The 16882-nt window shown below is 69.0% G+C and carries 22 protein-coding genes and 1 pseudogene; 15 read left to right on the forward strand and 8 right to left on the reverse strand.

What is annotated here, in order from left to right:
• Window positions 1–102 precede the first annotated feature (102 nt).
• A complete protein-coding gene (locus tag I8J32_RS09070) occupies window positions 103–1044 on the forward strand; it encodes a right-handed parallel beta-helix repeat-containing protein (RefSeq protein WP_200611081.1) in 942 nt (313 codons plus the stop codon).
• A 660-nt stretch (window positions 1045–1704) separates the two neighbouring features.
• Here the strand turns inward: I8J32_RS09070 and I8J32_RS09075 are convergent.
• From I8J32_RS09075 to I8J32_RS09085, 3 genes are all read right to left on the reverse strand, one after another.
• A complete protein-coding gene (locus tag I8J32_RS09075) occupies window positions 1705–3423 on the reverse strand; it encodes a DUF2207 domain-containing protein (RefSeq protein WP_200611085.1) in 1719 nt (572 codons plus the stop codon).
• A complete protein-coding gene (locus I8J32_RS09080; protein WP_245156504.1) occupies window positions 3420–3965 on the reverse strand; it encodes a LemA family protein in 546 nt (181 codons plus the stop codon). Before I8J32_RS09080 ends, I8J32_RS09075 begins: the two co-directional genes overlap by 4 nt.
• Before the next feature lie 145 nt (window positions 3966–4110).
• Window positions 4111–4332 (reverse strand): RNA-binding S4 domain-containing protein, encoded by a 222-nt coding sequence (locus I8J32_RS09085; protein ID WP_200611091.1) that lies wholly within the window; start codon window positions 4330–4332, stop codon window positions 4111–4113.
• 175 nt (window positions 4333–4507) lie between these two features.
• On the opposite strand from I8J32_RS09085, the gene I8J32_RS09090 reads away from it, so the two are divergent.
• The 10 genes and pseudogenes from I8J32_RS09090 (at window position 4508) to I8J32_RS09135 (ending at window position 10240) form a co-directional block, all read left to right on the forward strand.
• Complete coding sequence (locus I8J32_RS09090; protein ID WP_200611094.1) at window positions 4508–5530, forward strand: fatty acid desaturase; 1023 nt, start codon at window positions 4508–4510, stop codon at window positions 5528–5530.
• A 374-nt stretch (window positions 5531–5904) separates the two neighbouring features.
• Entirely contained in the window at window positions 5905–6351 is a 447-nt protein-coding gene (locus tag I8J32_RS09095) for a hypothetical protein (protein ID WP_200611096.1), read from the forward strand.
• A gap of 88 nt (window positions 6352–6439) precedes the next feature.
• Window positions 6440–6832 (forward strand): hypothetical protein, encoded by a 393-nt coding sequence (locus tag I8J32_RS09100; protein ID WP_200611099.1) that lies wholly within the window; start codon window positions 6440–6442, stop codon window positions 6830–6832.
• A 58-nt stretch (window positions 6833–6890) separates the two neighbouring features.
• Window positions 6891–7286 carry a hypothetical protein gene (locus tag I8J32_RS09105; RefSeq protein ID WP_200611102.1) on the forward strand — a complete coding sequence of 132 codons (396 nt, stop codon included), beginning with the start codon at window positions 6891–6893 and terminating at the stop codon, window positions 7284–7286.
• Window positions 7287–7468: 182 nt separating this feature from the next.
• On the forward strand, window positions 7469–7735 hold the full coding sequence (locus tag I8J32_RS09110) for a hypothetical protein (RefSeq protein ID WP_200611105.1): 267 nt from the start codon (window positions 7469–7471) through the stop codon (window positions 7733–7735).
• Between the two features lie 58 nt (window positions 7736–7793).
• Window positions 7794–8144, forward strand: a complete 351-nt coding sequence (locus tag I8J32_RS09115; RefSeq protein WP_200611112.1) for a hypothetical protein — start codon at window positions 7794–7796, stop codon at window positions 8142–8144.
• A gap of 86 nt (window positions 8145–8230) precedes the next feature.
• A complete protein-coding gene (locus I8J32_RS09120) occupies window positions 8231–8662 on the forward strand; it encodes a GFA family protein (RefSeq protein ID WP_207526514.1) in 432 nt (143 codons plus the stop codon).
• Window positions 8663–8780: 118 nt separating this feature from the next.
• Entirely contained in the window at window positions 8781–9245 is a 465-nt protein-coding gene (locus tag I8J32_RS09125; RefSeq protein ID WP_200611116.1) for a hypothetical protein, read from the forward strand.
• Between the two features lie 53 nt (window positions 9246–9298).
• On the forward strand, window positions 9299–9721 hold the full coding sequence (locus I8J32_RS09130) for a hypothetical protein (RefSeq protein WP_200611119.1): 423 nt from the start codon (window positions 9299–9301) through the stop codon (window positions 9719–9721).
• Window positions 9722–9897: 176 nt separating this feature from the next.
• A pseudogene (locus I8J32_RS09135) lies at window positions 9898–10240 on the forward strand (cupin domain-containing protein).
• A 132-nt stretch (window positions 10241–10372) separates the two neighbouring features.
• Here the strand turns inward: I8J32_RS09135 and I8J32_RS09140 are convergent.
• A complete protein-coding gene (locus I8J32_RS09140) occupies window positions 10373–10690 on the reverse strand; it encodes a general secretion pathway protein GspB (RefSeq protein WP_207526515.1) in 318 nt (105 codons plus the stop codon).
• 8 nt (window positions 10691–10698) lie between these two features.
• Between I8J32_RS09140 and I8J32_RS09145 the strand changes: the two genes are divergently transcribed.
• On the forward strand, window positions 10699–11127 hold the full coding sequence (locus I8J32_RS09145) for a hypothetical protein (protein WP_207526516.1): 429 nt from the start codon (window positions 10699–10701) through the stop codon (window positions 11125–11127).
• Here I8J32_RS09145 and I8J32_RS09150 read toward each other — a convergent pair.
• The 3 genes from I8J32_RS09150 to I8J32_RS09160 all read right to left on the reverse strand — a co-directional run bounded on the left by I8J32_RS09150 (window position 11124) and on the right by I8J32_RS09160 (window position 13830).
• Window positions 11124–11723, reverse strand: coding sequence for a peptidoglycan-binding protein (locus I8J32_RS09150; RefSeq protein ID WP_207526517.1), 600 nt, complete (start codon window positions 11721–11723; stop codon window positions 11124–11126). The two genes, I8J32_RS09145 and I8J32_RS09150, sit on opposite strands and share 4 nt — an antisense overlap.
• Entirely contained in the window at window positions 11686–12747 is a 1062-nt protein-coding gene (locus I8J32_RS09155; protein WP_207526518.1) for an ExeA family protein, read from the reverse strand. Before I8J32_RS09155 ends, I8J32_RS09150 begins: the two co-directional genes overlap by 38 nt.
• 138 nt (window positions 12748–12885) lie before the next feature.
• Window positions 12886–13830, reverse strand: coding sequence for a DMT family transporter (locus I8J32_RS09160; protein ID WP_200611143.1), 945 nt, complete (start codon window positions 13828–13830; stop codon window positions 12886–12888).
• A gap of 135 nt (window positions 13831–13965) precedes the next feature.
• On the opposite strand from I8J32_RS09160, the gene I8J32_RS09165 reads away from it, so the two are divergent.
• Window positions 13966–14859, forward strand: a complete 894-nt coding sequence (locus I8J32_RS09165; RefSeq protein ID WP_200611146.1) for a DUF2785 domain-containing protein — start codon at window positions 13966–13968, stop codon at window positions 14857–14859.
• A 37-nt stretch (window positions 14860–14896) separates the two neighbouring features.
• Entirely contained in the window at window positions 14897–15262 is a 366-nt protein-coding gene (locus I8J32_RS09170; protein ID WP_200611147.1) for a TfoX/Sxy family protein, read from the forward strand.
• On the opposite strand, the gene I8J32_RS09175 is transcribed toward I8J32_RS09170, so the two are convergent.
• A complete protein-coding gene (locus tag I8J32_RS09175) occupies window positions 15259–16155 on the reverse strand; it encodes a LysR substrate-binding domain-containing protein (RefSeq protein ID WP_200611149.1) in 897 nt (298 codons plus the stop codon). The two genes, I8J32_RS09170 and I8J32_RS09175, sit on opposite strands and share 4 nt — an antisense overlap.
• Window positions 16156–16392: 237 nt before the next feature.
• Between I8J32_RS09175 and I8J32_RS09180 the strand changes: the two genes are divergently transcribed.
• On the forward strand, window positions 16393–16785 hold the full coding sequence (locus I8J32_RS09180; RefSeq protein ID WP_200611150.1) for a cupin domain-containing protein: 393 nt from the start codon (window positions 16393–16395) through the stop codon (window positions 16783–16785).
• The last annotated feature ends 97 nt before the right edge of the window (window positions 16786–16882 follow it).

Below are 16882 nucleotides of genomic sequence, written 5' to 3' on the forward strand. Positions count from 1 at the left end.
CCCTTTGCGTTGGTAGGGGTGTCCCATCCCCCACATGGGGGAGGGGCCCGCGGCCCGACTGGACGACGGTCACCGCCGCCACCCCAACCAAGGAGAACCACGATGAAGAGCTTCAACACCACGGTACGCAAGGCCGCGCTCGGCCTGGGCCTGCTTCTGATCGCCACCTCGGCCCACGCGCAGGCGACCCGCACCTGGGTGTCGGGCGTGGGCGACGACGTCAATCCCTGCAGCCGCACGGCCCCTTGCAAGACCTTCGCCGGGGCGATCAGCAAGACCGCCGCCAAGGGCGTGATCAGCGTGCTCGACCCGGGCGGCTTCGGCACCGTCACCATCACCAAGTCCATCACCATCGACGGTGGCGGCATCCACGGCAGCATCCTGTCGACCGGTGCACCGGCGGGCGTCATCGTCAATGCCGGCGCCGCGGACGTCGTCAGGCTGCGCAACATCTCCATCGACGGTTCCACCACCGGCGTCGATGGCATCCGCTTCCTGGCCGGCGGCACGCTGATCGTCGAGAACGTGCGCATCAACGACGTCAGCGCCGACGGCATCAAGTTCAGCCCGTCGGGCAACAGCCGCCTGGTCGTCACCGACACCCACATCGGCAACGCCGCCGGTTCGGCCATCCATTCGATCCCGGGCGCGGTGGGCACCGCGGTGGTGTCGGTGCAGAACGTGCGGGTGTATGCCAGCGGCTTCGGCATCAAGGCCGAGGACCGGACCAACCAGATGTCGGTCCGCGACAGCTTCATCGGCAACAACCTCAACAGCGGCGTGCAGGCGCAGAGCACGTCGGCCGTGGTGAGCATGAACGTCGACAACTGCCACATCAGCAACAACGGCCTGGGCAATGCCGGCGCCGCGGGCATCAAGGCCAAGGGCGCCGCGGCGACGATCAACATCTCGGAAAACCTGGTCACGGGCAATCCGAACGGCCTGGGCCCGGAGACCGGCGGCGCCATCGTGTCGTTCGGCAGCAACCGCGTCGTGTTCAACACCGTCAACGGCAACGCGACGGGCAACATCACGACCCGCTGAGCCGGGCACGCCACGCGAATCGACGACGCCGCCTTCGGGCGGCGTCTTTTTTTGGTCTGTGTGAGCCGCAGGGTGGGGCGAGTCGTCGCCGGGCCAGTGATTCGAGTGCTTTGACCCGCCGCGAACCGGGCGCATCGGTTTGCCGGCAGGGAGGGTCGAATGGGGTCCGCGGGCTCTGGCGGGATTCAACCAGCCTGGAAACGCTTCTGGAATCCCGGAATGGCTTCACGAGTACCGAAAACGGCTTCGGGAATCCCGAAAAAGGATTCGCGAATACCAAATCGGTATTCGCGAAGGCAAAAAAAGCCTTCCGGAAGGCGGATCTGGTCTTCCCGAATGCGGATTTGGCCTTCCGCCAGACCGTGGAGGATTCGGGAATACCGGATTCGTATTCGGGAAGGGGAAAATCGGCTTCCGGAATACCAGATCCGGATTCGGGAAGGCCGTGGAGCCTTCCGGAATACCCTGGAGCCTTCCGGAAGACCGTGGACGCTTCCGGAAGACCGCGGAGGCTTCCGGAAGACCGTGGAGCCTTCCGGAAGACCGTGGAGCCTTCCGGAAGACCGCGGAGCCTTCCGGAAGACCGTGAAGGCTTCCGGAAGACCGCAGGGGATTCGGGAAGACCACGGAGGCTTACCGAAGGCCGCGGAGGATCCTGGTTCAGCGCCCGCCGCCGCCGCCGCCACCGCCGCCGCCGCCCGAGAAACCGCCACCGCCCGAGCCGGAGGAGCTGCCCGGTGGCGAGGACGACGACGCGATCTGCGAACTGAGCGTGCTGCCCAGCGACTTGGTGAAGCTGCCCAGGTCGCCGCTGTGGCCGCCGTGGTACCAGCCGATGGCGGACGTCGCGGCTGCCGCCGCGGCGGCGCCCACCGCCGCGGTGAACTTGCGCGTCCACGCGTCTTCGACTTCCAGCGCCACCGCGTAGGGCAGCAACTGCTCGAATCGCTTCGCGTCGAGCGCGGGCGGCGCGCCGGGCCCGCCCAGGCGCGCCAGGTCGTCGCGTTCGGCCACGCCCAGGTACAGCCGCAGGCCTTCGATGGCGTCCAGCAGCTTCCGGCCTTCCGGCGTGGGTGCATTCACCAGCACCGCGAAGGCGATGATGGTCAGCAGCATCACCACCGCCACCAGCACGGTCGCGGGCATGCCGGCCTGGCCGCCGACGATGGCGGCCAGCACCACCGAGGCCAGCGCGATGCCGGCCGCGGCCAGGATGCTCGCACCGTTGCGATTGAACATCGCGGGCTGGAACTGGGCGCCCAGCGCCTTGCCCTGTGCGGCCGTCGCGGCGGCCATCGTGGTGGCGTTGCTGTCCTTGAGCACCAGCCTCGGGCCGGACGAGAACAGCGTGGACAGCAGCGCGCGCTCGCTGGCGCCCAGGCCATCCATCTTCACGCCCTGGATGCGCTCGAGCGACCAGGTGTCCTTGAAGATGCCTTCCTCGCGGTGGATGCGCACCTGGCCGGCCACCGCCAGCGCCAGCAGGTCCGAGGAGAAGCAGCGCGTGTCCTGGCGCATCTTCCACATGTAGCGCAGGCCGGCCGGGGTGTGGCCTTCGGGCGGTTCGTACTGCGCGATGACCACGCCGGCGCGCGGGTCGCGGCCCACGCGATGCCAGCGGCGAACGCAGAACACCAGCAGCACGACCAGGCCCAGCAGCGCCACCAGCACGCCGCCGTTGTCACGGAAGAACCAGGCCCACCCCTGGGCCCGCGTCGGCGGCGTCACCACCCCTTTCGGGAACGTCAGCACCACGGCCAGGCCTTCGCGGGCCTGCAGCGGGCGGGTCAGGCGCCAGCGCGCCACGCCCGGCTGCGGAGTGATGGCGACGTAGTCCTGGTCCCTGGAACCCTGTGGACCGGTGTAACCCTCCACGTGGATCTGGTCGACGGGTACCGGCTGCGGCAAGCGCACCTCGACGCTGCCGGCATCGATGGGAAAGTCCCAGCCGGTGCCGATGGCATTGAAGTACAACTCGTCGTTGCCCGCGAAGAACCCCAGCTGGCGCGTGGTCCGGTAGCGCAGGGTGTAGGTGAACTGCGCGGGCACGGGCAGCAGGTCGTCGTTGCCGGTGTTGATGCGGACGCCGTTGCGCTTGTTCTCCGTGAACCAGGCCTCCTCGCGGCCGTCGCGCTGCACGTCCAGCACTTCGAAGCCGACCACCACGCGGTTGTCGAAGCGGTCCGAATAGCGGGTGGGGAAATCGCGGTAGATGCCGCGCCGGATGTTGGTGCCCTCGGCGCGCACCGTGATCTTCTCGGTGACCTCCAGGCTGCCGTCGGCGGCGACCTGGATGCGCGAGTCGTAGGCCAGGATGCGTTCGTCGGCGTGGGCGACGCCGGCGGCCAGCCACAGCAGCAGGACGAGCCAGCGCGTCATGGCGTCATGTCCACGGTGACGGCGGCGCGGCCGTCGGGCTGCGCCTCGAAGTACTCGACCTCCCTGAAGCCGAAGCTGCGCGCGATGACGACGTCGGGGACGCGGGCGATGCCGTTGTGGAAGTCGCGCACCGAGCCGTTGTAGAAGCGGCGGGCGAACTGCAGGTGGTCCTCGACCTCGACCAGATCACGCTGCAGCTGGGCGAAGTTCTCGCTGGCCTTGAGTTCGGGGTAGGCCTCCTTGAGCGCGAACAGGCGGCCCAGCGCCTGCTCCAGCGCCGTCTCGACCTGCGCCAGGGCGGTCGGGCTGCGCAGCGTGATGGCCTGCGCGCGCAGCTGGGTCACCGCTTCCAGCACCGAGCGCTCGTGCCCGGCGTAGGCCTGCACGGCCGTGACCAGCGACGGCACCAGGTCATGGCGGCGCTGCAGCTGCACATCGATGTCGGCCCAGGCGGTGCGGACCTGGTTGCGCAGGCGCACCAGCCGGTTGAAGGCGAACACGGCCCAGGCCAGCAGCGCCAGCGCGAGCACGGCGACGATCATTCCCACGGTGTCTCCCCATCCGGTAATCCCCGGGGAGATCTTAAGCGGTCGGTGCGGGCGTGAAGGAAGCCGGGGCAGGGGCACCCCATGCAAGGAGGCCTTCCGTCCGCGTAGGTTCGATCAGGTGCCCGAGCACCCGCCGACATCAGGGCGCCGCGACCACCTCGATGCGCACGCCGTCCAGGCTGACGGTCTGGCCCGCGTGGATCTTGCAGGTCTTGCGCAGCTCCACGACCCCGTCGACGCGCACCGCGCCACTGGCCACCAGCTGCTTGCCGGCACCCCCGCTGTCACACAGGCCGACCAGCTTGAGCAGCTGGTTGAGCTCCACGTGCTCGCGATCGAGATCGAAACGAAGGGTCTGCATGGCGGTTTCGCGCGTGAAGGCCGGCCAGCCTCGCAGCGTGTTTACCTGGGCGCAAGCGTCGGAAGGGCCGGAATGTGAAGCCCGGCCCATTCAGCCAGTACATCCATACGCCAGCGTCGTTGCGGTGATGGTGTGCGATGGGGACAATGGGTCCTCCACAAGGGGACCCCCGCCTTTGAACGCTGCTACTGCTGCTACTCCGTCCGACGCCTCCAACCTGCGCAAGCTCTGCGCGCAGTTCGCCCGACCCCACATGGGACGCGCGGTGTGGCAGTTGATCAACACCCTGGTGCCGTTTGCCGTGCTGTGGGGCCTGATGGCCTGGAGCGTGGTGGCCGAATGGGGCTACGGCTGGACCCTGCTGCTGGCACTGCCGGCCGCCGGCCTCTATGTGCGCACCTTCATCATCCAGCACGACTGCGGCCACGGTTCGTTCTTCGCCGACCAGCGCGTCAATGACATGGTCGGCCGCTGCCTGGGCGTGGTCACGCTCTTCCCCTACGGTTACTGGAAGAAGACCCACGCCATCCACCACGGCACCTCGGGCAACCTCGACCGCCGCGAGATGGGCGACATCGAGACCCTGACCGTCGCCGAGTACCGCTCGCGCTCGTGGCTGGGTCGCCTGGGCTACCGCCTGTACCGCAGCACGCCCGTGCTGCTGGGCATCGGCCCGGCCTACCAGTTCGTGCTCAAGCACCGTTTCCCGTTCGACCTGCCCTTCACCTGGAAGAAGGAATGGGCGAGCGTGCTGCTCAACAACCTGGTGCTGCTGATCGCCGGCGGCCTGATGGGCTGGTGGGTGGGCTGGCACACCGTGCTGATGGTGCACCTGCCGATCGTGCTGATCGCCGGCGCCGCGGGCGTGTGGCTGTTCTACGTGCAGCACACCTTCGAAGAGGCGTACTGGACCCGTGGCAAGGAGTGGGACTCCAGCCGCGCCGCCGTCGCCGGCAGCTCGTTCTACGACCTGCCCCGCGTGATGCATTGGTTCACCGGCAACATCGGCTACCACCACATCCACCACCTGGCCAGCCGCATCCCGAACTACCGCCTGCGCGAAGCCTTCGAGTCCAGCCCCCTGCTGCAGGCCGCTCCGCGCCTGACGCTGTGGACCAGCCTCAAGAGCGCCCGCATGAAGCTGTGGTGCGAGGAAACCCAGCGCATGGTGGGCTTCCCCAAGCGCGCGCACGCCTGAGACGGCAGCGCGGTGAGATGAGAAAAGCGGACCTTCGGGTCCGCTTTTTTTTGCGCGTTGCGTAAGACCCCTTCCCCCGTTCCACGGGGGAAGGTGGGGATGGGGGCAGCAGATCGCCGTGTCCTCACCCCAAGCCACGGCTTGGCCCCTTCCCCCGTTCCACGGGGGAAGGCTGGGATGGGGGCAGCAGATCGCCGTGTCCTCACCCCAAACCACGGCTTGGCCTCCTTCCCCCGTTCCACGGGGGAAGGTTGGGATGGGGGCCGCCGATCGCCGCGATCCAACTCGTAGCCGATGGGTACTAAGCTGCCGCCTGACAATTCATCCAAGCCGAAGCCGCTTCGCGGCTCGGCCCAATTAAGGCGTCAGGCGGCATGAAACTTCTCAGCATCCTGTTTCTCCTGATCCCATCCCTGGCCTTCGCGCGCGAAGGCACAGTGCCAGACAGGGAACTCGCACTGGGCGGTGTCGCTATCGGGGAGTCACCCGGCGCGGTCGTTGCGCTTCTGGGTCAGCCTCGCCGCAAAGTCGAGGCATCAGATTTCCTCAACCTCCACTATGTCTACCCGAACGTGCGCGTGTCTTTCAGCGACGGGGTTGTGGCCGGGCTCTATTCCGACAAAGCAAAGGGATGCACGCCAATGCATCTTTGCCCTGGAGATCCGCTGGACAGGATGCTCTCCCTGTACGGTCCGCCGCTTGTGGCAGATCGGGAGTCGGGCAGCTTCTATGAATACTATGGAGCCGACGCCGCCTGCTGGCTGCAGATTCCGGCAAAGGGCAAGACAGTCACCTCCATAACCGTTGCTTGCCAGCCTTGACTCTGCCGCCTGACAATTCATCCAGGCCCAAGCCTCTTCGCGGGCTCGGCTCAATCCAGACGTAAGACCCAAGAGTATGGAGAACCTTGTGAGAAAACTCGTCGCAGCCGTTGTCCTCGCGTCCGCTCCTTTGCTGGCTTACGCCGGTGGTGACGGAGTCCGCTTCGATGCCGTGGTAAGCGAAGGCGGCAAGCCCATCGCCACTCCAAGCGTATGGGTGCCATTCGGCCAGGACGCGGTGATCGAGGTGCCAGGCAAGGTGCGGGTCGTGGCAACGGCCGCCGCCCCGAACGGGAGCCTGTCCAATGTCACTGCTCGCATGTACTACTTCTCCCAGGGCGCCTGGGTGCTCGACTGGGATACGAGCATGGAAGCCAACATTGCCCAGACGCCGTCCTTTGAGAAGGATCTCGGAGACAAGGCCCACAGGGTCGTCGTCATGCCTCGTGCGGCGGGCAGGCCATCCGCGGACGGCATCTGACAATCCCGCTCAAGCCGAAGCCACTTCGCGGCGCGGCTCAACCCAGGCGTCAGCCCTCATGAAACGCTCCCTGCTGCTTGGACCTTTGATTGCATTGGCCACGTTCCCGGCCCTAGGGCAGTCCAGCCTGGCAGACCTGTCCGCGCGCGTGGATGCCGGGGACGCCGCTGCATTCCAGCAGGTCGTGGCATTGGCGCAGACAACACCGCCCGGCGAATCACTGGAGGATCTGGCGCAGATCGCCAGTCACTTCGTCCGGGTCGATCCGGCTGCGTTCCTGCGGGCTCAGACCCCGGGCAAGCCGTGCTTCGGCGTTTCCTTCATGGGGCCCGATTTCCTGGACAACCCGGCAGCGCGGGCGCATGAGCGCTCGCTGCGGCGCGCTGCACTGGAGTCCGTGCCCGAGTCGTCATTGTCGGCGGTCAAGCAGCAGTGCCTGGCGGAGCTGCGGTGAGGGCGGGCAGTTCGCTTCGCCACGCAGCTGACAATTCGTTCAAGCCAAGCCGATTCACCGATCGGAGGTAGCACGTCATGACTGAGCCAGCTTCCGATCAACATCCCTACGCTCCACCCCAGTCCGATCTCGGCGTCGGGGGTGGGGATCCCTCACCGCGACTGCGGTTCTGGTTGGCCAGCGTGTGGTCCCTGGTCTTTGCCCCGGTGCTGTTCTATGGGCTCCTGTGGTTGCAGGCGCCGGCGCTGGCGTTTCCGCTGGTCGCCCTGGCTGCCTGGCTGGTTCCGCTGATCTGGGTGCTGGCAGCGCATGTCCAGCTTTCTGGCGGACGAATCAGCGCGGGCCGGACCACGATCGTCGCTGCAGGGCTGACACTTGCCATGGGCATTGCGGCGCTCGTCGGGGTCGGTGCGGTAGCCTCGGTTTTATTTGATCGCGGCTTTGATTAGCTGCAGCATGTCGGCACGTTCGACCTTTCGCGGGTCGGCTCAATTCAGGCGTCAGGCCATGCATCGGGTAGAACGCGCTTGCCGCAGCATCCTCCTCCTCGCCGCCCTGGGTGTTGCCGGGTGCGGCCATCAGGCCCAATCCCAGCCAGGTCCCGACGCGGTGGAGCAGGAGTTGCTCTGCGTGGACGTCAGTATCGCCAGCCTGCCCATCAGTGAATCGGCGCTCTACGACAGGGTGTTCGAGCTCACTGGCCACAGGCAGGATGAGCTGACCGTCGAGCGCGTCTGCAAGGACAGGGATGGATACTTGTTTGGCGCTTACCCCACGGCCAAACGCAAGCAGTTCCACCGTGGCTTTCTCCTCATCATTTCCGCTGATGGAAATGTCCGCCTCGCCAATTCCCAGTAGTTGCGCCTGGGCGCTCCCGGCGATCCACAAACCGAAGCCGTCGCGCCCGGCTTCACTCAGGCGCCGCGTGCGCGGGGGAATCCGTCATGACCGATAGCCATGAGACCACGACCGGCGGCTGCCTTTGTGGAGCGGTCCGCTACGAGGTGAAAGGCCCCCTGCGCGATGTCGTGAATTGCCACTGCAGCATGTGCCAGCGCCTGCACGGCAACTTCGGTCCGCATTCCAAGGCGCGGAAGGTCAACATCACCATCACCGAAGACACCGGCCTGGCCTGGTACCAGACTTCGGATATCGCACGGCGCGGCTTCTGCCGCGTGTGCGGGTCCAGCCTGTTCTGGGAGCCTTTCGATCTGGATGCCATGGGGATCATCGCCGGATCGCTGGACGGGCCCACCGGCCTCAAGACCATCGGGCACATCTTCGTGGGCGAAAAGGCCGACTTCTACGAGATCACGGACGGGCTCCCGCAGTTCGAGGGTTCGTCGAATGGGGAGCTGGTCAATGACTACCGGTAGTCGTCGCGGCGCGCCTGGCATGCCACCGGGGCCGAAGCATGGGGCAGCCAGGCGGCGTGCCAGCATCCATTCAATCCAGAGCGGAGCGGCAACGGCGCCTCTCAGGCGTTCGTCGCCGATGAAATTGCTCTGGAAAATGGCGTTCTTCTTTTTCGGCGTCCTCGCCGTGGGAGTGGGCTTGCAGTTCGGGCGGTACTTCTCTGCGTCCTTCCTCTGCCTGGCCCTCGTGGCCGGCGCGGGCGTGTCGACGTTTGTGATCAAGCTCAGTGCCACGGAAAGGGAAGTGGTCTTTCGCGGAACGGCTGTCAACCCGGCAACCGTGGCCTTGTTCGCAGCCGTGCTGGTCGCATTTGCTTCCTACAACCTGGCTGCTCTGGCCAACATGGCCGTCGGAAGCAGGTCAGTGCAGGACGCCACTGTCGTCAGCGTCAGCAGTGGCAGGCGCTGCCCCCACCTGGCAAGCGCCGACTTGAGCAGCGGCGCCAACGTCACCTACTGTGCGGCCCGCGAGGTATCGGCCGGGGAGCGGGTTCGCCTGAAGCTGGTCAGCTCGCTGCTCGGCGTCTACGCGGCACGCGGCTAGCAATGCATGCGGGCCGGGCATGGGGCCGGCTCTGATCTGCCGACAGGACGCACATGGACAAGCACAAACTGATCCTTGCATGTCTGGCAGCCACCGCGCTCTCCGGTTGCGGCGAGGCTGCGTACCGGGATGTTTCCGGCGAGCATGGCGATCTCATCGGCACGCAGTGCGTCCTGCTGGAGACGCTTCGTGCTCATGGCGTCACCAAGGGGTTCGGGCCGGAGAAGAAAACCGACTTCGTATCGATCTGGAATCCGGGATTCCGGGGCTCGGAAGTCACCTTCGTCATGCCGCTGGAGGCCGGAACCAGAATGCGTGTCCTGGCGGCCCGGGAATGCAGCAACTGTCCGTTCGAACCCATGCTCGAATATCGCGTAGAGCTTGTCCCCGAGCCTGCCGAGTTCGAGGGCAGGCCGGCATTCGTGCGGGCGGCCTCGTTCCTGCCGCACCAGGTGCGGTGCGGCCAGGCGCCCTGACCCTTCGTTCAAGCCCAGGTGGCTCGCGGCGCGAGCGCGACTCACGCGTTCCGCGGGCCGAGGCTCCGGCCGCGTCTGACAGGCCCGGGCCAGCGCTCAACCGGCGCCGTCGATTCTTGTCCTCGCATTGACGTCGCCTGCCGCAGGGTGGAACCGGGTGCTTCCGGGAGATCGCCATGCAGCGCAAGTCACTTCGCTTTGGCAAGGGGTTCCGCGTCGCATTCAATGTGCGCAGGGCGCAGGCGGCGGAGATGGTGCTGGCGCCCGGTGATACCGAGGGCGACGAGGACAATCGCCATCGCGGCGCGGACCAGTGGCTGTTCGTGGTGTCCGGCACCGGGGTGGCCACGGTCGACGGCACGCGTGTGCCCCTGAAGGCCGGCATGTTGCTGGTGATCGAGAAGGGGGGAACGGCACCAGGTGCGCAACACCGGACGCACGCTGTTGAAGACGCTCAACTTCTATTACCCGCCGGCGTTCGCGAAGGATGGCGATGCGATGGGGCCGGGGCGGAAGTAGCCGCGCCGTAATCGGACGGGTCGAAGTCATCCGCGCCGAAACCAGCCGCGCGGGCCACGCATCGATCGCCACCGAGCCGCTGGTTCTCCCGCTCGGCACGAGCGCCGGTCGATCGCGACCGCGTCGCAGGCCTCAGCGGATCGGCAAGCGGATCTGCCGACCGCGCCAGGCCAGGGTGACGCCGTCGGCCTGGATCGCCTGGATGGTCGCATCGGCGACGCGGTCGCCTTCGGCCAGCCGCGTGCCGTCGATGATGACGAAGCGGTCGGCCGCGGCGGGTGCCCACATGTGCATGCTCACCTTGAGCGCGGGCAACTGGCTGCGTTCCTCGGGGGACAGGTCGGCCAGGCGGATCGTGGCCTGCGGGCTGATGAACTCGCTGGACACAGGCGCGGCGGGCGGCGCGGTGATGGGGGGCGGCGGCGAGACGGTCGCGGGCGAGGCCGGCATGGGCGGCGGTGTGGGCTGCCCCCGCGGCCGGCGTCTGCGGCGCGACCACGGCGTCGCTGGCCGCGGGTGCGGACTGCGTCGTCGCCGGTGCCGGCGGCGCGGCGGGCGGTGGCATGGCGATGGCCGTGGTGGTCGCCGCTGGCCGCGGCGTGCGCGCTGGCGCGGGCGACTGGCCGGCCGTGTCTGCAGATGCTTGCGCCGGCGTGGTCGTCACGGGGCTGACCGGTGCCGGCGCATCGCGCATCCGCCAGAGCGCGGCACCACCCAGCGCGACCAGCAGCGCGGCGGCGACGCCGGCGGGCATGGCCCACCGGGGCCCAGGCGCGGGTGGCCGTGGGCGCGACGTTGACGACGGGGGTGAGCAGGTCGGGCGAGGCGCCGCGACGGCGCTCGGCTTCGGACTTGCGCAGGGCTTCCAGGATCAGCGACATGGCTAGTCCAGCCTCTCGGCCAGGCGAGGACCCGGGCCATCGTCGGCGGCCAGCGCCATCAGTGTCTCCGGGCCGGGAACGCCGTCGACCGCGAGTCCGCGATCGGCCTGCAGGCGGCGCACGGCGGCCTGCAAGGTCGCGTCATCCGCGGCTCCGGCCTGGGCCACGTAACCCGGCCCCAGCTCGCGCTGCAGCCAGGCCAGGCGCGCGCTGTCGGCGCCCAGCGGCAGGGTCAGCCCGGTGGGGCCACGCCACAGCGCGGCGTACTCGCCGTTCCAGTGCCGGGGCAGGGTGATGCGGTCGATCTCGACGCGGCGGCCACCGAGCCAGACGCGCACCCGTCGGGAATCGGCGCCGAGCAGGACCGCCCAGGCCTGGGCCGGGCCGGCGCGCAGGCGCAGCAGCACGGGGCGTTCGAGCGCGACCAGGCGATCCAGGCGGGCCAGGCCACGCACGCAATAGAGGCCGTCGGCCTGCGCGAACGCGCAGCCGGCGGCGGCGCGCGCGGCTGCCGCGGGATTGGGTTGCGACCACAGCTCCAGCAGGTAGGCCCAGGGGGCGTGCTCACTCTGTGCGGCGGCGGCGTCGATCAGGGCCTGCAACGCCTCCGCGTCCACGCGCGCGGCCGCGCCGGACTTCTTCGCGACGATGGCTGACGGCGATGGCGCCGGCGTTGCCGCGGGCGTCGGAAGCGCGCGGCGTGCCGGGGCCGCGCGACCACATGCCGGCGGCCAGGGTGACCAGCGCGGCCGCTGCCAATCCGGCGGCCGCGAGCACGGGTCCGGCCCGGCGCCAGGTGCGCGACGAGATTGCCGGCGCCAGCGTCTCGCGCGCGGCGCGATCGACCGTGCGCGCGTCGATGCGCGTGTCGTCGTGCGCGTAGCCGCCCAGCAGGGCGCGTTCGGCGATGACGTTGATCAGCCGCGGGACGCCGCCGGAGTGCCGGTGCAGGCGCGCGATCGCGGCGGTGTCGAAGGGCAGGTGCTGCCCGCCGGCGACGCGATAGCGGTGGCGCAGGTAACCGGTGGTCTCGGCCGCGTCCAGCGGGGTGAGGTGGTAGCGCGCGGTGATGCGCTGGGCCAGCTGGCGCAGTTCCGGGCGGGCGAGCAGGTCACGCAGTTCCGGCTGCCCGAGCAGGATGATCTGCAGCAGCTTCTGGGTGTGGGTTTCCAGGTTGGTCAGCAGGCGCACCTGTTCCAGCGCCGGCGTCGACAGGTTCTGCGCCTCGTCGATGATCAGCACGACCCGCAGGCCCTGCGCGTACGCGTCCAGCAGGTAGGCGTTGAGCGCGTCGGTGAGTGCCTTGATGCTGCCGCGGCGACCTTCGACCGGGAGGTGCAGCTCCTCGCAGATGGTTTCCAGCAGTTCCTCGGGCGACAGGCGCGGGTTGAGCACCAGCGCGACCCGCGTGTTGTCGGGAATCTGTTCCAGCAGCAGCCGGCTGAGCGTGGTCTTGCCGGTGCCGACCTCGCCGGTCAGCTGCACGAAGCCGCCGCCGCCGCCCTGGCCGATGCCGAACAGCAGGTGCGCCAGCGCATCCCGGTGCCGCTCGCTGAGAAACACGAAACGGGGATCGGGGGTGATCGAGAACGGAGCCTCCTTCAGGCCGTAGTGCTCGAGATACATGCGAAGGCGGGATCCGGTGGTCGGGCGAGCGGCGAGCATACCCCGGCGCCGCGCCGGTGCACCCGGGTGAACGGGGGCAACGGGTGAATCGGTGCATGCCGGACGCGGCGGACCGGGCGTGGGGCGCGAGCGGGTCCGCTAGTCCGCGGCGCCCTTGGCCTCGGAGGTGGCCAGCACGTCGGCCTGCAGGGGCCGCGGCCGCCCCAGCAGCGGATGGATGAACACCGCGGCCAGGATCACCGCCACGCCGAGGTAGAACTGGCCGCTGAGCTCGCGCTGCTCGCCCAGCAGCGCGATGGCCAGGACGATCGCGTAGACCGGCTCCAGGTTGACCGCCAGCTGCTGGGCGAACGCGCTCATGTGGCGCAGCGCGATCAGCGACAGGGTGAAGGGCAGCAGCGTGCAGGCCAGGGAGAGGGCCAGCAGCAGCCAGGCATCGCGCGGCCCGGGCATCACCAGCAGGTCGCCGGCGAAGGCGGGGAAGAGCGTGGGCATCACCGGCGCCAGCGCGGTCAGCACCAGCGCGCCGGCGCCCAGCTCGATCGCGGTGACGGCGAGCGGGTCGCCATGTTCGACCAGGCGCTTGTTGAGCGAGCCGAACAGGGCCACCAGCACGGCGGAGATGGTGCCGACGATGATGCCGTCGTGCATGCCTGCGGGGACGCCGCCCACCACCAGCACGACGCCGGGCAGCACCAGCACGCCCAGCGCCAGTTCGCGCTTGGAAAAGCGGCTGCGCGCGAGCCAGGGCTCGAGCAGGGCCACGAACACGGTGCCCAGCGCGATGCAGGTCACGCCGACCGACGCGTTGGAGAGCTTGATGGCGCCGTAGAAGGTCAGCCAGTGCAGCGCCACCAGCGCCCCGATGCCGGCATAGGCCCAGCGCAGCCGCGCCGTCATCGCCCGCAGGCCGCGCCACACGCGCGGCACCAGCGCCAGGGCGGCCAGCACGATCACCAGGCGCCACCACACCAGCGGCAGCGCCGGCAGCGAGATCATCTTGCCCAGGATCGCGGTGAAGCCCCACAGCACGACGCAGAAGTGGATCTGCAGGTATGCCTTGCGGGAGTCGGTCAGGGCCATGCGGGCATTATCGGGTCTGGAGGCGTGCCGGACCGATGACGTCGCCGCGTGGCCGGATGCGGCAAATCCCCGGCGCCGTGCGTGACAGAATCCGCTCAACCGCCCGCACCGGGCATGAGCACCGGAGACACGGCGATGCGCAGATCCGCGGCCCTGCTGGCCCTGACCTTGTGGAGCGGCGCGGCGCTGGCCAGCTGCCCGCCGGCCGGACATGACGCCGGTGCGCGGGGCGCGCTGAAGGCCGCAGGCTTTGCCATCGAAACGGCGTCCACCCGCAACGCGCTGGCGCTGGCCCTGCTCGACTGCCTGGCCGATCCCGACCCGCAGCTGCGCGACGGCATCGCCTACGAGGCGCTGAGCACATGGATGCGGGAGTCGAAACTGGATGCGGCGACCCTGCAGTCCCTGCGGGCCCGGCTGACCGCGATGCTGCAGGCGCCCGATCCGCGGGGATTCGCGCCGCCGTTCGCGGCCCTCGTGCTGTCGGAGCTCGCCCGTACCGATCGCATCGCCGCGTGGATGAGCGACGCGCAGCGCGATGCGCTGGTCACCGATGCCGCCGGCTACCTGTCCGGCGTGCGCGACTATCGGGGTTTCATCGACGGACAGGGCTGGCGGCACGGGGTCGCGCACGGCGCGGACCTCGTGCTGCAGCTGGCGCTCAATCCGAAGCTGGACCGCGCGCAGCTCGCACGCCTGCGCGAAGCGGTGGCGGTGCAGGTCGCCCCGGCCGCGAATCCGTCCTACGTCCACGGGGAGTCCATGCGCCTGGCCCGCGCGGCGTACTACATCGCCCAGCGCGGCCTGCATGACACCGCCGACTGGGACGCATGGTTCGCCCGTCTCGCGACGCCGGCGCCATTGCCGGGCTGGGACGCGGCCTTCCTCAGCGAGGCGGGACTCGCGCGACGGCACGACACGGTGGCCTTCATGACAGCGCTGTATGTGCTGGTGCAGGAACACGGCGACGAGGCCTTGCGCGCACGCCTGCTGCCGGGCCTGCGCGCCACGCTGAAGGCCGTGCCGTGATCGCTGCACCGGCCACGGTCGCCACGGTCGCATCGCGATGAGCGCCGACCTGATCGGTCACCTGCGCGACCTGTTCGCGCCGATGGGCACCTTGACCGCGCGTGCCATGTTCGGCGGCCATGGGCTGTACCTGGATGGCCTGCTCGTCGGGGTGTTCATCGAGGACGCGCTCTATCTCAAGGTCGACGCCCACACCCAGCCCGACTTCGAGGCCGCCGGCTGCGCGCCGTACGTCTATGGTCTGACGGACAAGCCGCTGACCATGAGCTACTGGTCGGTCCCCGAGGACGCCATGGACTCGCCGCAGGCCATGCAGCCGTGGGCGCGTCGTGCCATCGAGGCGGCGCTGCGCAAGCCGGTAAAGAAGCCCGCGGCGCGCAAGCCGCGCGGTCGGACGCGCTAGACCGGCGCGGCGTCCTGCGGCAGGGCCAGCAGCCAGTCGACGAACGCGCGCGCGGCCGGCTTGAGGCGCTTGTGGCTGGGATAGACGACGTAATACCCCCAGCGCGCCTTGAGCGCGGGTCCGGGCAGGCGTTGCAGCACGCCGGCGGCCAGGTAGGGCGTGGCGAGCTTGTCGCGGGCCAGCGCCGCGCCCAGGCGGTGCACCGCGGCATTGAGCGCCGCCGTGCTGTCGCTGAAACGGAAGCGCTCCTCGACCGAGATCGCGTGCACGTCGGCGGCGCGGAACCAGTCCAGCCAGCCCTGCCGAGCCAGGTCGGTGACCAGCGGCAGCCGCGCGATGTCGGCCGGGCTGCGGATCTTCTCCAGCCCGGCCAGCGAAGGCGAGGCGACCGGGTACAGGTAATCGTCCATCAGGTGGTGCGCGGTGAGGCCCGGCCAATGCCCTGCGCCGTGGCGGATGCCCAAGTCGGGGCCGCCGTCGTCGAAGCGCGTGAGCGCGACTTCGGTGTCGACGGTCAGGCGCACGTCCGGATACTGGGCGGCGAACTGCGGCAGGCGGGGCTGCAGCCAGGTGTAGGTGAGCGAATGCAGCGTCGTCACGTGCACGCGGTCGCGCTCGTCGCGCGTGACGCGCAGCGTGCGCACCACGCTCTCCATGTCGGCCATCGCACTGCCGGCGGCGTCGGCCAGCTGCCGGCCCTGCGCGGTGAGCGACACGCCGCGCGCATGCCGCTGGAACAGCACCACGCCCAGCCGCGATTCCAGCCTGCGCACGTGATGGCTGACCGCGCTGGCGGTGAGGTGCAGTTCCTCGGCGGCGTGCGCGAAGTTCTGGTGGCGCGCGGCGGACTCGAAGGCGGCGAGGGCGGGCAGCAGGTCGGCGCGCAGGGCCATGGCGACTCCGGTGGCGTGGTGGTGTGTGGCGTTGTCTGGTGCCGCGTGGGCAGGCGCGAAAGCAGTGCGCGTGGCCCGCGACGAGGGCGTGGCAAGCCGCAAATCTGGCTTGTGCCTGCCGGAGAAAGTATGCGCTTGTGGATGTGGTCCGTCAGCCCAGAATGGACGCATCCGGTTGGCGCCCCGCATCACCGCCAACCGTCTCCCCCACGTCCCACCTTGCCTGGAATCCGCGCCATGGGCCGACTCGACGCCATCGCACCACTGCTGCAGGCCAGTGCCATCGACGACATCCATCCGATCCGCATCGGGCCCGGCTGTACCCGGCGCGACCTGGCCTCCGACCCCGGCGTGCGGGTGTGGGTCGTCGACATGGCGCCCGACAGCAGCTGGCCCTACGTGGACGACCACGACACCGGCGAGCACTACTACGTCGTCAGTGGCGAGGTGATCGAAGGCCACGCCCGCTATGGCGCCGGTACCTACGTCCGCTTCCTGCCCGGCAGCAGCCACCGGCCGCGAACCGAGAGCGGCGTGCGGCTGTTCGGGTTCAACCTGGACCCGGCCGCCGTGGGTGCGGCGCGCGAAGCCGCAAACCGCGCACATCGGTTCAACTCAAGCCAGGGTTGATCATCGACCGGCATCACCGATCAGCGATGTACCGATCAGGGATGTACCGATCAGGGATGTACCGATCAGGGATGTACCGATCAGGCAATGCGCATCC

Origin of the sequence: Lysobacter solisilvae (assembly GCF_016613535.2) — a bacterium.
Classification (GTDB): domain Bacteria; phylum Pseudomonadota; class Gammaproteobacteria; order Xanthomonadales; family Xanthomonadaceae; genus Agrilutibacter; species Agrilutibacter solisilvae.

Coding starts and splice junctions, on each gene's coding strand:
- I8J32_RS09070 (WP_200611081.1), top strand. CDS start 103: ATGAAGAGCTTCAACACCACGGTACGCAAGGCCGCGCTCGGCCTGGGC.
- I8J32_RS09075 (WP_200611085.1), bottom strand. CDS start 3,423: ATGACGCGCTGGCTCGTCCTGCTGCTGTGGCTGGCCGCCGGCGTCGCC.
- I8J32_RS09080 (WP_245156504.1), bottom strand. CDS start 3,965: ATGATCGTCGCCGTGCTCGCGCTGGCGCTGCTGGCCTGGGCCGTGTTC.
- I8J32_RS09085 (WP_200611091.1), bottom strand. CDS start 4,332: ATGCAGACCCTTCGTTTCGATCTCGATCGCGAGCACGTGGAGCTCAAC.
- I8J32_RS09095 (WP_200611096.1), top strand. CDS start 5,905: ATGAAACTTCTCAGCATCCTGTTTCTCCTGATCCCATCCCTGGCCTTC.
- I8J32_RS09105 (WP_200611102.1), top strand. CDS start 6,891: ATGAAACGCTCCCTGCTGCTTGGACCTTTGATTGCATTGGCCACGTTC.
- I8J32_RS09115 (WP_200611112.1), top strand. CDS start 7,794: ATGCATCGGGTAGAACGCGCTTGCCGCAGCATCCTCCTCCTCGCCGCC.
- I8J32_RS09120 (WP_207526514.1), top strand. CDS start 8,231: ATGACCGATAGCCATGAGACCACGACCGGCGGCTGCCTTTGTGGAGCG.
- I8J32_RS09125 (WP_200611116.1), top strand. CDS start 8,781: ATGAAATTGCTCTGGAAAATGGCGTTCTTCTTTTTCGGCGTCCTCGCC.
- I8J32_RS09130 (WP_200611119.1), top strand. CDS start 9,299: ATGGACAAGCACAAACTGATCCTTGCATGTCTGGCAGCCACCGCGCTC.
- I8J32_RS09140 (WP_207526515.1), bottom strand. CDS start 10,690: ATGCCGGCCTCGCCCGCGACCGTCTCGCCGCCGCCCCCCATCACCGCG.
- I8J32_RS09155 (WP_207526518.1), bottom strand. CDS start 12,747: ATGTATCTCGAGCACTACGGCCTGAAGGAGGCTCCGTTCTCGATCACC.
- I8J32_RS09160 (WP_200611143.1), bottom strand. CDS start 13,830: ATGGCCCTGACCGACTCCCGCAAGGCATACCTGCAGATCCACTTCTGC.
- I8J32_RS09165 (WP_200611146.1), top strand. CDS start 13,966: ATGCGCAGATCCGCGGCCCTGCTGGCCCTGACCTTGTGGAGCGGCGCG.
- I8J32_RS09170 (WP_200611147.1), top strand. CDS start 14,897: ATGAGCGCCGACCTGATCGGTCACCTGCGCGACCTGTTCGCGCCGATG.
- I8J32_RS09175 (WP_200611149.1), bottom strand. CDS start 16,155: ATGGCCCTGCGCGCCGACCTGCTGCCCGCCCTCGCCGCCTTCGAGTCC.
- I8J32_RS09180 (WP_200611150.1), top strand. CDS start 16,393: ATGGGCCGACTCGACGCCATCGCACCACTGCTGCAGGCCAGTGCCATC.